General features: G+C 68.7%; 11 protein-coding genes and 2 pseudogenes. 6 read left to right on the top strand and 7 right to left on the bottom strand.

Annotation, left to right across the window (positions count from 1 at the left end):
• The first annotated feature begins 58 nt into the window (after window positions 1-58).
• The 3 genes from OO67_RS15875 to OO67_RS15865 all read left to right on the top strand — a co-directional run bounded on the left by OO67_RS15875 (window position 59) and on the right by OO67_RS15865 (window position 3,093).
• A complete protein-coding gene (locus OO67_RS15875) occupies window positions 59-1,105 on the top strand; it encodes an aldo/keto reductase (RefSeq protein WP_244300215.1) in 1,047 nt (348 codons plus the stop codon).
• A 137-nt stretch (window positions 1,106-1,242) separates the two neighbouring features.
• A complete protein-coding gene (locus tag OO67_RS15870; RefSeq protein WP_033300696.1) occupies window positions 1,243-2,247 on the top strand; it encodes an NADP-dependent oxidoreductase in 1,005 nt (334 codons plus the stop codon).
• Between the two features lie 96 nt (window positions 2,248-2,343).
• Complete coding sequence (locus OO67_RS15865) at window positions 2,344-3,093, top strand: alpha/beta fold hydrolase (protein WP_244300213.1); 750 nt, start codon at window positions 2,344-2,346, stop codon at window positions 3,091-3,093.
• A gap of 149 nt (window positions 3,094-3,242) precedes the next feature.
• On the opposite strand, the gene OO67_RS15860 is transcribed toward OO67_RS15865, so the two are convergent.
• From OO67_RS15860 to OO67_RS15840, 4 genes are all read right to left on the bottom strand, one after another.
• Entirely contained in the window at window positions 3,243-5,108 is a 1,866-nt protein-coding gene (locus OO67_RS15860; protein ID WP_033300824.1) for an ABC transporter ATP-binding protein, read from the bottom strand.
• 1,710 nt (window positions 5,109-6,818) lie between these two features.
• Window positions 6,819-7,607, bottom strand: coding sequence for a hypothetical protein (locus OO67_RS15850; protein ID WP_033300693.1), 789 nt, complete (start codon window positions 7,605-7,607; stop codon window positions 6,819-6,821).
• A 276-nt stretch (window positions 7,608-7,883) separates the two neighbouring features.
• Window positions 7,884-8,162 carry a hypothetical protein gene (locus OO67_RS15845; RefSeq protein ID WP_033300692.1) on the bottom strand — a complete coding sequence of 93 codons (279 nt, stop codon included), beginning with the start codon at window positions 8,160-8,162 and terminating at the stop codon, window positions 7,884-7,886.
• Between the two features lie 136 nt (window positions 8,163-8,298).
• A complete protein-coding gene (locus OO67_RS15840; protein WP_033300691.1) occupies window positions 8,299-8,508 on the bottom strand; it encodes a hypothetical protein in 210 nt (69 codons plus the stop codon).
• A gap of 247 nt (window positions 8,509-8,755) precedes the next feature.
• Here OO67_RS15840 and OO67_RS15835 point away from each other — a divergent pair, with 247 nt between their 5' ends.
• Window positions 8,756-9,247, top strand: coding sequence for an SRPBCC family protein (locus tag OO67_RS15835; RefSeq protein ID WP_033300689.1), 492 nt, complete (start codon window positions 8,756-8,758; stop codon window positions 9,245-9,247).
• A 964-nt stretch (window positions 9,248-10,211) separates the two neighbouring features.
• Here OO67_RS15835 and OO67_RS15830 read toward each other — a convergent pair.
• Entirely contained in the window at window positions 10,212-10,712 is a 501-nt protein-coding gene (locus tag OO67_RS15830) for an AMIN-like domain-containing (lipo)protein (protein WP_033300687.1), read from the bottom strand.
• A gap of 389 nt (window positions 10,713-11,101) precedes the next feature.
• Window positions 11,102-11,407: pseudogene (locus OO67_RS40830) on the bottom strand (IS6 family transposase); the annotation flags it as partial.
• Between OO67_RS40830 and OO67_RS38615 the strand changes: the two are divergent.
• Together OO67_RS38615 and OO67_RS15825 are read left to right on the top strand one after the other, a co-directional pair.
• Window positions 11,382-11,558 carry a hypothetical protein gene (locus tag OO67_RS38615; protein WP_157841691.1) on the top strand — a complete coding sequence of 59 codons (177 nt, stop codon included), beginning with the start codon at window positions 11,382-11,384 and terminating at the stop codon, window positions 11,556-11,558. The pseudogene OO67_RS40830 and the gene OO67_RS38615 sit on opposite strands and share 26 nt — an antisense overlap.
• A 474-nt stretch (window positions 11,559-12,032) precedes the next feature.
• Window positions 12,033-13,409 (top strand): tetratricopeptide repeat protein, encoded by a 1,377-nt coding sequence (locus OO67_RS15825; protein ID WP_033300685.1) that lies wholly within the window; start codon window positions 12,033-12,035, stop codon window positions 13,407-13,409.
• 15 nt (window positions 13,410-13,424) lie between these two features.
• Here OO67_RS15825 and OO67_RS36700 read toward each other — a convergent pair.
• A pseudogene (locus OO67_RS36700) lies at window positions 13,425-14,258 on the bottom strand (IS5 family transposase).
• Window positions 14,259-14,312 lie beyond the last annotated feature (54 nt).

The following is a 14,312-nucleotide window of genomic DNA, read 5'->3' as shown; positions in this document are numbered from 1 at the left end:
CTCCTCCACCCCGGGGCGGCCGCCTTTTCACCCCTCATGCAAGGACGTCTCATGCGTTATGCGACCTTCGGACACCGGACCGGCCTTCGTGTGTCCGAGTACGCGCTCGGCACCGCCAACTTCGGCACCGGCCGGGGCGCCGGCGCCGAGCCGGGCGAGGCACGCCGGATCTTCGACCGGTTCGCCGAAGCGGGCGGCACCTTCCTCGGGCGCGGACGGCTACCAGTTCGGCGAATCGGAGGAACTGACCGGAAAGCTGATCTCCGCCGACCGCGACCACTTCGTCCTGGCCACGAAGTTCGCCCTCGGTGCCGCCCGGCAGCCCGACATCTCCAGGACCGGCAACAGCCGCAAGAACATGGTCGCCTCAGTGGAGGCCAGCCTGAAGCGCCTGGGCACCGACTACATCGACTTGCTCTGGGTTCACTTCCCCGACGAGCTCACCCCGATGGAAGAACTCCTGCGCGGGCTCGACGACCTGGTAAGCGCCGGCAAGATCCACCACGCCGCGCTGTCCAATTTCCCCGCCTGGCGCGTCTCGCGCGCGGTAACCCTCGCCGATCTGAGGAACCAGGCCCCGATCGTGGGCATCCAGTACGAGTGCAGCCTCGTCGAACGCTCCGCAGACCGTGAACTCCTGCCCATGGCCGAGAGCCTCGGCCTGGGTGCCGCCCTGTGGTCCCCGCTCGGCGGCGGACTCCTCACCGGCAAGTACCGCAGCTCCGCCGAAGGGCGCCTGAGCGACCTGGGCATGGTCACCCACACCGAGAGCACCGACCAGAAGACCGCCGTCGTCGACACCGTCCTGGCCATAGCCCAGGAGACGGGCGTGGCACCGGCCCGGATTGCGGTGGCCTGGGTGCGCGGGCGCGCCGCACGCTCCGCGGCCACGCTCGTCCCGATCGTCGGCCCGCGCAACCTGTCCCAGCTCGACAGCTACCTCGACGCCCTCGACGTCCAGCTGACCGACGTGCAGTACACCCGCCTCACCGATGTCAGCGCGGTGCCGCGCGGCGCACCCCACGAGGGAATCACCGCCTCCCTGGACGGCCTCCAGGGAGGCACCGCCGACCGGATCACCACCCCGGTCGTCCCGGTGGCCTGATCGCCGGACACGGCCGAGGGGACAGTGCGCCCGCGCCGCACCGAGAAATACAACACACAAACTAGTTCGTACTGGGATGATCCCGGCTCGAACGCACCCCCTCGTCCTCACGGACGGGACACGGAACGGAGACGACGATGAGGGCCTTCATGGTCGAGAAGTACGGCGACCAAGCTGGCATGCGTGATGCCGAGCAACCCGACCCGCAGGTGGGCGCCGACGACGTCCTGGTCAAGATCCACGCGGCGGGCGTCAACCCGCTGGACTTCAAGATCCGCAACGGGGACTTCAAGGCGTTCCTGCCCTATCGTCTCCCGCTCGTGCTGGGCAACGACCTCGCCGGGACGGTCGTCCAGGCCGGCCCGTCCGTCACCCGCTTCGCGGTGGGCGACGAGGTCTACGCCCGGCCCGACAAGGATCGCATCGGCACCTTCGCCGAACTCATCGCCGTGCATCAGGACGACCTGGCACCCAAGCCGGCCACCCTCACCATGGCCGAGGCCGCCTCCCTTCCCCTGGTCGCGCTGACCGCATGGCAGGCACTGGTCGAGCGGGCCCACGTACAGCCGGGTCAGAAGGTCCTCATCCACGCGGGCGCCGGCGGTCTCGGCTCCATCGCCGTCCAGCTCGCCAAGGCGCTGGGCGCGCACGTGGCCACCACCGTGAGCACCGCCAAGATCGACCTGGCCGAGGACCTCGGCGCGGACATCGTCGTCGACTACCGCACCCAGGACTTCGAAGAGGTCCTCGACGGCTACGACGTCGTCCTCGACAGCCTCGGCGGCGAGAACCTCGCCAAGTCCCTGCGCGTACTCAAGCCCGGTGGCATGGCCATCAGCGTCGCGGGCCCGCCCGACCCGGCCTTCGCCCGTGAACTCGGCCTGAACCCGGTATTCCGCCTGGCCACGACCGCCCTCAGCTTCAAGACCCGACGTGACGCGAAGCGCCGCGGCGTGACGTACTCGTTCCTGTTCATGAAGGCCGGCGGCGACCAGCTGCGCGAACTCACCCCCCTCATCGACGCCGGAAAGGTCCGTCCCGTCGTCGACCGCGTCTTCCCGTTCGACGAAACCCTCCAGGCCATGGAGTACGTCGAGAAGGGCCGCGCGAAGGCCGGGAAAGTCGTCGTCTCCATGACGTGAGCGCGGGCACAGCCCAGCCGGACGCCGAGGCAGCCCGTCACAACGAGAAGCCCAATCCCCACAACCCCGTCCCCTACCGCACACCAGGACCCGGCCATGAGCGCATCGTCCAGCTCCCCCACACCCACCCCGTCGTCGTACAAGAACGCGCCGACCCGCGCCGTGTCCGTGCAGGGCGTCCACTTCGCCTACCGGCAGCTCGGCCCGGAGGACGGCGTACCCCTGATCCTGCTCAACCACCTGTCCGCGGTCCTGGACAACTGGGATCCACGGGTCGTCGACGGACTGGCCGCCCGACGCCGCGTGATCACCTACGACAACCGCGGCGTCGGCGCGTCCGGCGGCTCCGCACCCGCCACCATCGGGGCGATGGCCCGCGACACCGTGCTGTTCATCCGGGCCCTCGGGTTCGACCAGGTCGACCTGCTCGGCCTGTCGATGGGCGGCTTCATCGCCCAGGTCATCGCGGCAGAGGAACCCGACCTCGTGCGCAAACTCATCCTCGCGGGCACCGGGCCCGCCGGCGGACCCGGCATCGACGAGGTCACGTCCGTCACCGTCCAGGACACGCTGAAGGCGACGCTGCGGCGCAAGGACCCGAAGCACTACCTCTTCTTCACCAGACCGAGGGTGGACAACGGGCCGCGACCAAGACCGGCACGTACTGCACATCGTCCACAAGGCCACTGGGCTGCTGCTCACCCCCGAACGCCAATTCCGATGACGACCGCGCTGCAGGTGACGTGGCCGGGAAGAGTTGTCCGGCCGGACGGGTCGTCAAGCTTCTCCAGAACGGCGAACAGGCCGGCCAGGGACTCTCGCTCGTGCGGGTGTCGAGTCAGATAACTGTCGAGGGTCGCGCGGATGTGGGAGCGGGTGATCGGCACGTCAACACCTCGGAGAAGCAGGGGAGGACTGGTGGATGGGTCGAGGGTTTGGCGGGGCAGCCGGGGCCGTGAGCCCGGGCGGAGCTTGTGAGGTGGTGTCGGATCCCTTCACGCGCGGGTCCCGTGACTTTCGCCGCCCGGCTCCGGGGTGACCTGGTAGGACAGCAACTGCTGGAACAGGCCGCCTTCTTGTGCGGCGAGGTCCCTGTAGGAGCCCTCCTGCACGATCCTGCCCTCGTCGAGGACCACGATCCGGTCGGCGACGGCGACGTTGGTGATGCGATGCGTGACCAGGAGAACCACCCGGTCCCGGGCCAGGTCCCGCAGCCGCTGGAAGATCCGGTACTCGGCGCGGGGGTCGAGGTTCGCGGTCGGCTCGTCGAGGACCAGGAGCCCTGCCTCGCGGAAGAATGCCCGGGCGAGCGCGATGCGCTGCCACTGGCCGCCGCTCAGCTCCTCCCCGTTCAGCCACTCGCGGGCGAGCAGCGTGTCCAGGCCGGCGCCGAGCTTGTCGACGACCTCGTCGGCGTCCGCGGCCTCGCAGGCCTCGCGGACCGCCGCGTCGCCGCGGGCCGTGGGCTGCCCCTGGGTCACGTTTTCGCGGACCGTCAGCGGCCAGTGCGCGTAGTCCTGCGGCACCAGGGCCACCTGCTGCCACAGTGCCTGCGGGTCGGCGTCGTCGGTGGCGACGCCGTCCCACAGCACCTGTCCGCCGGTGGGCAGGTACAGGCCGCTGACCAGCTTCGACAGTGTCGATTTCCCCGATCCGTTGAAGCCGACCAGTGCGGTGACCTCGCCCCGGCGCAGTGTCAGCGAGATGTCGGACAGCGCGTCCTGGTCCTTCCCGGCGTAGCGGTGCGAGACCTTCCTGATCTCGATCTCAGCCGGTGGCGGCGGCCGGTGGACGCCGCGGCGCATGGTGTAGCCGCCGGCCAGGTCGAGGAATCGTGTCCAGTCGTCCATGTAGAGGCCGGTACGCACGGCACGGGCCCCGACGGCGACCAGCCCGCGCACCGACTGGCCCACCGTCTGCAGAGCGAAGACGGCCGTGCCGGCGTGGCCGACGCTGATGCGGCCGGTGGCCAGCAGCCACACCACCGCCGCCCACACGACAGCCGACCCGAGGCCACCGCACAGGGCGCCGACCAGCGACATGCGGGCGCCCTTGTCGGCTGCTGTCCGGTCCTCGCGGTTGATCCGGGCGACCGTCTGCCGGTACCGGCCGGAGAGGAAACCGGCCATGGTGCCGGCGCGGATCTGGTCGGCGGCCTCGCGGGTGAAGATGTGCCACCGCAGCACCGACAGCATGCGGTTGTCGCCGTTGCTGCGCAGGTTCGCCAGGTAGCGGACCCGGGCGGCGCTGACCTGGGCGAGGGCCTGCGGCAGGCTGGCGGCGACCAGAAGGGGGAGGAGCACCCAGCTCACTCCGGCGAGGACGATGGCCCCGGCGAGGAAGGAGGCCGCTGAGGCGATCAGGTCCTGGCCCTCGTCGATGAGGTCGCCGGTGACCTGGGCTCCGCGGTCGGCGGCTTCGCGGTCGCGGTTGAAGTCGGGGTCGTCGTAAGCGGAGAGTTCCACCTCGGCGCAGCCGGTGAGCAGCATCTGCTCGGCTTCCCGCGACATGAGAGGGCTCAGCCGGGAGGAGAGCCAGCTGACGGTGATGCCTAGAAGTGCCCGCACTCCGGTGGCGGTGGCCAGCAAGGCCACGGACGGCCATGCCTGCAGGAGCCGGTGATACACGTCGCCGCTGGTCAGGAGTGCGGTGAGGGTGCCGCTGATCGCGATCAGACCCAGGGCCTGCATGACGCCGGCGACCGTCTGGCACAGCAGGAGGCCGGTGGTGGCCCGTCGGTCGACGCGCCAGGCGAGTGCCAGGGAGCGCCGGACCAGCTGGGGCAGGCGCCGGGCCATGTCGCGCATCCGGATGGAGCGGCCGGCCGCTTCACGGCTGCCGGTCAGGTCCACGTACCGCATCTCAGGGACGGGGGATTTCTGCTCCGCGCCGGCGGCCGGTGCGGCTTCCGGCGCCGTGGTCGGCGGGGCGGACGGAAGGGGGGCGGGGCGGGGCGCCGGAACGGTGTCGGCGGTTTCATCGGTCGACTCACTCATGCCGCCCACCTCGTTTCCCGACGTGCTGAGCAGCGGGTGTCGTCAACACGGCGCACCGTCGCAGGGGCGGGCCGTCGTTCGATTCCAGAGGGCTGGTGCACGAGGGCGGGGGCGGGATTCACGATGTCCTCCTTCTAGGCGGGGGAGTGGCACTGGTGCTCTAAGAACGCGTCGGATCGGGCTCCGTCACGGCTCATTTCGTGAACACACGTTCTGATCGGGCCGTTGGGGCGGGCAGGGTGCGGAGGCGGGCCTTGAAATCTGTTCGACGCGGTCGGGTCACTCCATCGGGGGATTGCCGTGCTGGCCGGCGTTCCGGTGTGAGGCATGGATGACCGGGCCGCGGCGAGGTTGAGGCACGGCCTTGGTGGAGAGCGGTCAGATCAGGTAGGAGGCCGGTCGCGGATCATGCCGCGACGACCGGGAACGGCACGGCGGGAAGTGGCGGCCGTTGACCTGGATCACGACGGTGTACGCACCGGGAGTGATCTTCGTGACGACACTCTCCCGGCCCGACGACGCCGACAGGAGCAGAGCGTTGGTGCGCCCCCGTCAGGTGGTCGGCGTAGTCGTCCACGTCGAAGGACGGGGCGGTGTTGATGTCCATGTCGCCGCGAGTCCAGTCGGTCAGGTCGGTGATCTCGTGGCGCAACGGAACGCTGCCTCCTGGTACGGGAAGGCGGCGAGGGCGAGGGCGAGGCCGGAGTGGTGCCCGACTGCCACGGGTTCGCGACGCCTTCGCCTTCCCCGCGCAGAAGTTCCGGCACTTCGTAGAGGCGCAGGCGTGGTACCGGCACTACCGACGGTAGACAAATCGTGGCGGTGGAGCTGACGGTGCGCAATCCGTATGTGGACTCGGACAGGGTGACGGGACCGGGGTCGACCTCGGGGTGGGCAAACCGGAGCCATAGCCCAAGGGCCGGGCGTAGCGGATCTCGGATGGAAGCCCCGAGGCCATCACCGACGACAAGGACCTGTCGGCCGGCTTAGGCGGTCGCCTCAGTGGGGGGCCCGCCAGGCCACCAGTCCCGGCCGGCCCGCCTCCGCGAAACCCACCGCGAACGGCTTGTCGCCGTCGTCCGTCACCAGGTGGATGCTGCACTCCGTCACGCTGTCGCCCGGCGGGATCGTCCGGGCGACCCAGTCGGACGGGCAGCCGGGGATCTTCGTGTCGAGGGGTCAAGCTGACCAACGACAACGAACTCCCTGTCACCGTGCGGGTCGTCCACATCGTGTGGAACCAGCCGAAGGAGGGTGAGACCCAACAAGCTGTCGAGGTAACCCTGGTCGGTGGCCTGACCGTCGTCCCAGCCAGCGGTACCGAGACGGTCAAGGTGACGGGGGCGGCGAGGGCCGCCGTAGCACGCAGTGCCGACGGGCCAGCCGTCAGCGTCAAGGCGTTCTATTCGCAGTAGGCGCGCTGTCCGTCAACGGGCGGCTCGTCGAGACGGTCGGTGAGGAGACCACCGGTCGTCTCCTCACCTTGGCGGACCAGGCTGACTGCCGCCCCGGCCCCCGACCGGACGTGTCTGGTAGACACCGGCCCGCGAACCACTGGGGGGCAGACAGTCTGCTTTAAGGCCCATCCGTGCCCAACACCCGCCGCGCAGCCCCGATCAGCCCTTGCCGGGCCTCCTGGTAGCGATAGTTCTGCTCAGCCCAGTCCCGCCTCGCGTTGACCACGTTCTCGCGCCTGCGTTCGTACTCCAGCGGAACTGCCGCCACCCCCAACAGCAGCCGCACCTGCCCGCGCTCCAGCTGAGGCACCGCGTTCAGAGCCGCGATCACCTCGTCGTACTCGGGCGGCGGATCACCACCACCGACCGACGGATTCCAAAGCGGAGCGCCCGCCGCACGCAGACGAGCCAGAGCACCCTTGGCATGCACTGCGGCCGTATCACCCTCCCGGCACAAGTCGTCCAACATGCGCCACGCCCGTTCCGCAGGAGCCCGCATGCGCGCCAGGTAGTGCGCCGTCCTCACCACTTGTCCGACAGCCGCGATTTCCTCCCTGATCCCCGGGGCCGCTGCCAGCTCCGCCTCGGCATAGGCGAGACGGAAGCCGTGAAGCACTCGTTCTGCCTCCGCTCGCTCAGCGTGCGCATCTGCCCCCGCCAGGTAGAGACGCCCCGTCGCCTCCATGCTCTCGCCAGCCGCTCGCAGCAGTGCCGTCATCGTCGTCCACCGCAGGTCGTGCAAGGCCTGCCGCCGCCCAGCCTGGGCCGCCGTCTCCGCCGCGTCCCTCGCCGCTTGCGCCTGCGCATGCCCACCGTTCGCCTGAATCCGAGCCCCCACGATGGCGCCAGCGATCGTGCCACCCACACCAGCCGCACCGATCAGCGCGACGGTTATCTGCGTATCCATAGGCAGCATCATCTCCGGCCGGCGGAGCGGGTGGTCGGGATCGGCGATGCCCCGCTGACGTAGCGTGCGCCGTCGAGCACCTGGCCCGTGCAACGGTGTCGCTGGTGGCTGCCTGCGCCGTGCGTTCGAACAGTTCCCCGGGCAGGCGGGGCGTCCGGCCTGGGTCACGGGGTGGTCAGCTCGCGTGGCGGCTGCTTCGGCACGGTGGCCCTTACGGGGAACTCGACCCAGTGGTGGTTGCGGAGGCCTCGAGGGCGGTCTCCGACCTGCTGCGGTTCAGCTGCGACTTGAGGGTCGCGAGACCCTTTTGAAGTGCGGGACGGCCTCGACCACAGCGAGACCCGCCACGAGTCCCGCCGTGGCGGCTATGGCCGCAGCCAGCTTGACCATGGCTTCCGGCTTGTCTCGAGTGAGCGTGTAGGCCGCCGGGCAGAGCACGGCCTGGGTGACGAGGCGGTTGTCGTCGTCGCGCAGGAGGGCGTTGTGTCCGCTGGTGGTTCCCGCTATCAGACGCTCCAGCGCGGCGTCCATGTCGGTCCTGCCGGTCTCCAGCACGTTCGGTCCAGCCCACCGCGCCGCCGGTCCTCTGTGCTCCTCACGGACAGAGCTCACGCTGACCCACGCGCTGCGGTTGCATGGGCACGCCAGGATCTCGATGGCCATCGCTCGAGCAGTACGGCCAGTGCAGTGTCTACGCCGCCGCGTAACTGTGCGCACGACCGCCCCGCCACTCCACCCACTCCGGCCGGTCCAGCAACTGCTCCGCGTCCGGGAGCCCGGCCCGCCGCAGAAACTCGATGACGTCCTGGTCGTCGTAGGCGAGCCCGGCGATGTGCCCACGGATGGTGACCCGGCGCCCGCCCGTGGGGGAGGGGCGGTGGATGACTATCGGCGCTCTCATGTCTCCAGGGTGCGGCTTCTGGCCGGTCGCAGCATGCCGGGCGCGGAACGCTGCCGGCTGGACGCTCCTGCTGCGTTCGGGTACTCCTCCTGGGACCGTGCAGGATGGTTGGCCCTGCTGGACCACTCCGATGCTCAGAATCGGCCCGCCGGCACCCGCAGACGGCGGTGATCCTGTCAGGGCATCCTCGTGCGGGTGAGAGATTGGTCGAGTCGCGCGTTCACTGAGGAATCTGGAGGGCTCTGCCATGAAGTACACCGTCTCGATCGAGATCGCCCTTCCTCGGGAGAGGGCGGTCCAGCTGCTCGCCGACCCGGCACACATGCCGAAGTGGCTGCGGGGCCTGGTGCTGCACGAGCCGCTGAGTGGCGTGCACGGGCAGGTCGGTACCAAGTCTCGGGTCGTGATGCAGATGGGGCAGCGGACTTTCGAGGGCACTGAGACGATCACGCGCCGGGAACCTCCAGACCTGCACGGGATCCCGAAAGCGAGCGTCGTTCACTTCGACCGCGAGATCGTCGGCGACGGCATGTGGAGCGCCGTGCGCGACCGGCTGACGGAGGCCGGTCCGGAGACCACGCTCTGGGTGAGCGAGAACGAGTACCGGTTCGGCAGCATGCTGATGCGACTGGTAGGGCTCCTGATGCCCGGCGCCTTCCGCAAGCAGTCGCGAGAGCACATGCAGGACTTCAAGGCGTTCGCCGAAGAGGGAAAGGACGTCCGCGAAGCGAAAGGCTGATCTGTCGCGCGGTCGGACCGTCGCGCGGTCGGACCGTCGCGCGGTCGGACGGGCGCGCCATCGAGGGAGACCCCGGCCCCTGCATCCGGTGCGGTGTCACCACCACCTACCAGGTCAGCCGGAGGGGGGAAGACGGTCCCGGCTACACGCATGAGCAGGCCGAGCGCCTCGCCCGATACCGGGCACGTGCCTGGAACTGACGACCTTCGTCCTCACGCATCCGGATTGTCAGGCGCTGTCCGGCCCGGACCGCGTGGAAGCCCGCATCGCTTTGAAGCACGCCCACGACGCGCCCGACCCCGAGGTGCAGCCATGCCCGATGGCATCCCGCAGTCCGGCGACATCAGCGACCTGGAGCGGCTCCGAGCCCGGGAGCCCGGCACGACCGCAGGAACTCCGCGACATCGGCAGCGCCCATCGCCGGCCCGGCAATCTACCCACGGACGGTGGCCAGCCGCCCGCCCGTGGGAGAGGGACGGTGAACGACGATTGACGCGCTCATCTCTCCAGGGTGCGCCTCCCGGCAGGCCACAGCACGGCGTTCACGTATTCGGAGTCCTTCAATACGAGCGAGCATGTTCGGGTCATCGTTCGGTAGGCCAGGGTCAACAAGATCAAACGTTCTCTTCGGGTCCCGCGTCGCGAGGGACTGTGTTGGTGCCGTCCACGACTTCCGACCGCAGCCCGCCCCGGCGATGGCTCCGCTGCCGCGCACCCAGCAGCCTGGCAATCACGCACACACCGGGCCGGACCACAGGAGGATTCCTTAGAGCGCGCGCCCACGCGGCCCGCGCGAAAACGGCTGCCGCGCTCGATGAGGACCAGGAGCCCGAGTCCTGTACGACCCGCGTCCCGGCGAGCGGAACTGCTGGGAGTGGTCCGGCGGTATGCCCCGACCGCCGACGGGGGACATCGAGGCTCGGCCGTCGGCACGAGCCGACGGCCGAGCGGTGTAGTGCACGGATCAGTGGTAAACGTCTATGACCACCCGGTTGGGAGCGGTCAGTTTGAAGACCTTGTAGGTGGAATGTTGTCCCAGAGCGAGGCCGAAGGTGTTGCTGTCCTCGAAGCTGTACACGAGGGCCTGCCCCTTGAGGCTCGGGTAGGTGAAGGACTCGGATCTCGGGCTCGTATAAGTGGGCTGGTAGTTCCCGTCGAACGTTTCGGCCGGCATGAGGGTGACTTTCAGATAGGAGTCACCCTTGATCGGCACCTGAGTCTGGGAGCTCTCCTCGCCCCAGTAGAGCGGGGTGGTCTGCTCACTGACGGTCCACCCGGGGACGGCCCCTTGCCCGAGGTCGATGACGAGACGGTCGTAGGCATCGTGCGTGGCTGTTCGTACGCTCAGGATGCAGGTGTGGGCGCAGGTCGGGCTCGCGGCTACCGCGACGGCCGACGTGCTGCCGAAGAGGGTGGCGGCGAGAGTTGCCACCCCTGCAGCGGTAGCGATTGCGGTCTTACGCATCAAAACTCCTTCTGTACGGATCTCCGGTCCTTGATCGGATCGCCACAAGTATCGCGAGCAAGTCCGTCTTCGGGTCACGCTTTCTCCATATGGATGACGTTCGGAGGGGGCTTGTTGGTGTATCGGGCACCGGCTGATCTGGTGTGCTGATGGCGTGTTGAGAGGTGGGGTGGGCGGTCGGGGAGTGTGGGCTGGAGTTATGTGTTCCGTATCGAGCGCGACTGGGCTGTTTGTAGGTGGTTCTGGCGTTTAATGGCTCGACTGGCGATCGTTCTGGGCAGGGCTGGCGTTGTCATGTTGTTGACTCTGTGGCTGCCTGACGGCGCGTCGGGTGTGAGGCAGCTGAGGTCCGGCTCCGTGCTCAGGCCGTGGCGGGCAGACCGGTGACGCCCGGTGATCTGGTTCCGGAGGGCGAAGCGGACGGTCGTTTCAGCTCGGTGGTGGGTCGTGGTCATCAGGCGGCGGGGTCGGAGGTGGGGTGAGGTGCCGCTGAACGCGGGTAGGAACCGCTGGGCTCCGCCGGTACTGTGACAGCTCTTCGTCACGCGTTCACGCTGCCTCGTCGACTGGTGGGAGCTCCTGGCCCGGTTGTTCAGCTCCTTGTGGGAGCGGTGCTCGACGGAGGGCACTGCCTCGCGGTGGGCCGCGCCGTAGGAGCGCAGCTCGTCGGTGAGGGGCACTCGTGGCACCGTCTTCTTCAGCGAGTTGCTGGCCGATCCGTTCGCGCGCCGCCGCGAGGCGCTGGAGGCACTGTCCACCTCGCACCAGTTCCGCACCGCCGTGGACGCTGTGCCCGTCGACCACCGACCCCGCGGGGGCGGGGGAGCGGCTGTACGAGTGGACTGACGTCCCCGGCGTCGAAGGTGTCGTGGTCAAGGGTCTGACGTCGGCGCTGATCTCCGCGACGAAGACGGGCGCGACCAGGACCGGCTCCGAAGGGGTGCGGCTGTTCCATGACGCGGTGAACCGGACACCGGTCCATGGAGGGCCGGGGCCGGCTGCGGTGAGGTGGTCGGCGATGCCCCGGGGCGGCCGGGTTCCAGCGGGACGGTCTTCCTCACCAGTCGTAGACGGCCGGTGCTGTGATAGCGGCCCAGGAGCAGAACCTGGGGGCGGTGCAGGGAATGCGTGACGGTGTCACAGGACCACGGAGAGCGGGGCATACCGCAGGGTTCGAATACGTACCGGTTACCAGCTTTCCGCCTGATGCACGCGCTAGGAGTTGTCGTCAAAGGCCAAGCGGACGGCGTGAGGGGGCGAGGGTGACCGATCGGGCGGTGCCTCGGTGACATGTCGGTGGGTGCTTCTACGCTTCCGACCATGGATATGGACGATCTTGCGTGGCAGGCGAGCAACTATCGCGGTCTATCCCCGAGAACGGTGCGGCTCCTGTTGGAGCACGGTCACCTGAATCTGGTTGCCCAGGTGGCAGTGGATCGTGGCGAGTGGTTCTGTGCCGAGGGGGCGGTAGAGGAGTTGTGCCAGGCGGGGGACTTGGGGCGCGCGCTATCTGTGATGGAGCCGTTCGTCGTGACGGGGTGGCGGGCCGCCTTGTATGCGAAGGCCGAGATCCTGCTCCGGGCGGGCCGCAGGACGGAGGAGGCTTTGGATCTGGTCCGTCCGGACGATTCTGGCCGGGCCTCCACGACCGAGTGTCGTGATCTTGCTGAGGTGCTCGGCAAGGCAGGGCGCATCGACGAGGCCATCGAGCTACTCGTCCCGCACCTCGACAAGTCGTGGCTCCTGTCCGTTCTGGTAGATATCACCGATGGGCAGGGCCGTGACGAGCGGGTTCTGGAGCTGATTGCCCCGCTCGCAGACCATGCACGTCAGGCCAGCGGCGAAGCGCACCGGGACTACGCCTTCTCCGACGTCCAGGAGTTGCAGGCCCGTGTGCTGGAGCGGGCGGGCCGTGCTGATGAGGCAATCCGGATCCTCGGCCAGGACATCGCCGGGCGCCGCTTCCTCGCCCAGAACACCCTCATCACCTATGCCGGACTGCTGGCACGTCACGGGCGGCTCGAGGAGTTGCGCGAACTGGGTGGCGGCCAGGACGCGCGCACCGTCTTGGACGTCTACGCGGGTGCTCTGCGCCGTCATGGCCGGGTCGAGGAGGCCGAGGCCGTGATGCGAGACGCCATCGCCGCCGACGACTGGGTCGGGTACCGGGCATGGCTTTCCTCGATGTTGCTGGCAGAAGGCCGGTTGGACGACGCGATCGTCGTCGCGGAGCCCGGCTTCGGCTGGTACGACTGCTCCAACCTCCTGGCACCACTCGTCCACCCCCTTCTCGACCGCCCCGAGGAACTGCTCTATCTGGTCGAGCACCCAAGGGTTGTGCCCCACCACGGTCACGAGGAGTTCCAGCACTGGTGGCGGGCCTGGGCCCTGGCCGGCCTCGGCCGCGTCGACGAGGCGATCACCGTGGCCGGTCTTGACCGCCCCTGGACCGATCCCCGTATCGTCAAGGCCAACCTCCTCAGGCGGGCCGGCCGTCTTGACGCCGCCGCCGATGAACTGCGAGCCCTGGGCACGATCAAGGCACGCGAGGAACTGTGCGAGATCCTGGTCCTGCAAGGGCGGGCGGATGAGGCGATCGCCATCCACCCCACAGTGGCGGAACAGCGCGCTGCCGAACCGAAGCGCAAGTCCGTCCCTCCTGGCGAGAACGGGTACTCCCTGGAGCCACCCTTTTAGGGATTGCCCTTCGTTTCACACCCACATCAGGAGTGAGGCGAGGGTGACTGCTGCTTCGTAGGACTGGGCGGTCTTGTCGTATCGGGTGGCGATCCCGCGCCACTGCTTCAGGCGATTGAAGCACCGTTCCACAACGTTGCGTCGCTTGTAGACCTGCTTGTCGAAAGCGGGCGGGCGGCCTCCTCGGCTGCCGCGTCGGTGGCGGTTTCGGGCCTGGTCGGCGCGTTCAGGGATGGTGTGTCCGATGCCGCGCCGTCGGAGCCAGGCTCGGATGGCCTTGGAGCTGTAAGCCTTTGTCGCCCAAGACGTGATCGGGCCGGACACGCGGCCGTCCGGGCCCGAGCCGTGGCACACGTATCGCCTCCATCACGGCGGTGAACTGGGTGCAGTCGTTGGTATTGCCGCCTGTGACGACCAGGGCGAGCGGGCGGCCGAGGCCGTCACAGGCCAGATGAATCTTGCTGGTCAACCCGCCTCGGGAACGGCCCAGCGCTGGGCTGCGATGCCCCCTTTTCGGGCCCCGGCGGCATGCTGGTGGGCCCGGACGATGCTGGAGTCGACCGACACCAGCCAGTCGATGTTCCCGGCAGCATCTGCTCGGGCCTGCGCGTTTTTCAGCATCCGGTCGAACGTGCCGTCCGCCGCCCAGCGGCGGAAGCGGGTGTGCAGGCTGGCCCAGGATCCGTACCGCTCGGGTACATCTCGCCAGGCCACTCCCGCCCGGAACTTCCACATGATCCCGTTGAGCATCCTCCGGTCATCGAGCCGAGGCCGACCCATCGACTTCCGGGGTAGCAACGGCTGCACGAAGTTCCACTCGGCATCCGTCAGTTCATGGCGACGCGTCACCTGACCATGATCCACCAGCCATGATCACATTGACGACACGACCTAGGACGAGGG

Source organism: Streptomyces atroolivaceus (assembly GCF_000717025.1).
Taxonomy (GTDB): Bacteria; Actinomycetota; Actinomycetes; order Streptomycetales; family Streptomycetaceae; genus Streptomyces; species Streptomyces atroolivaceus.
The sequence above is the reverse complement of the archived record's forward strand: the minus strand, read 5'-3'. Positions and strand labels throughout refer to the sequence as shown.

Coding starts and splice junctions, on each gene's coding strand:
- OO67_RS15875 (WP_244300215.1), top strand. CDS start 59: ATGCGACCTTCGGACACCGGACCGGCCTTCGTGTGTCCGAGTACGCGC.
- OO67_RS15870 (WP_033300696.1), top strand. CDS start 1,243: ATGAGGGCCTTCATGGTCGAGAAGTACGGCGACCAAGCTGGCATGCGT.
- OO67_RS15865 (WP_244300213.1), top strand. CDS start 2,344: ATGAGCGCATCGTCCAGCTCCCCCACACCCACCCCGTCGTCGTACAAG.
- OO67_RS15860 (WP_033300824.1), bottom strand. CDS start 5,108: ATGCGGTACGTGGACCTGACCGGCAGCCGTGAAGCGGCCGGCCGCTCC.
- OO67_RS15850 (WP_033300693.1), bottom strand. CDS start 7,607: ATGGATACGCAGATAACCGTCGCGCTGATCGGTGCGGCTGGTGTGGGT.
- OO67_RS15840 (WP_033300691.1), bottom strand. CDS start 8,508: ATGAGAGCGCCGATAGTCATCCACCGCCCCTCCCCCACGGGCGGGCGC.
- OO67_RS15835 (WP_033300689.1), top strand. CDS start 8,756: ATGAAGTACACCGTCTCGATCGAGATCGCCCTTCCTCGGGAGAGGGCG.
- OO67_RS15830 (WP_033300687.1), bottom strand. CDS start 10,712: ATGCGTAAGACCGCAATCGCTACCGCTGCAGGGGTGGCAACTCTCGCC.
- OO67_RS15825 (WP_033300685.1), top strand. CDS start 12,033: ATGGATATGGACGATCTTGCGTGGCAGGCGAGCAACTATCGCGGTCTA.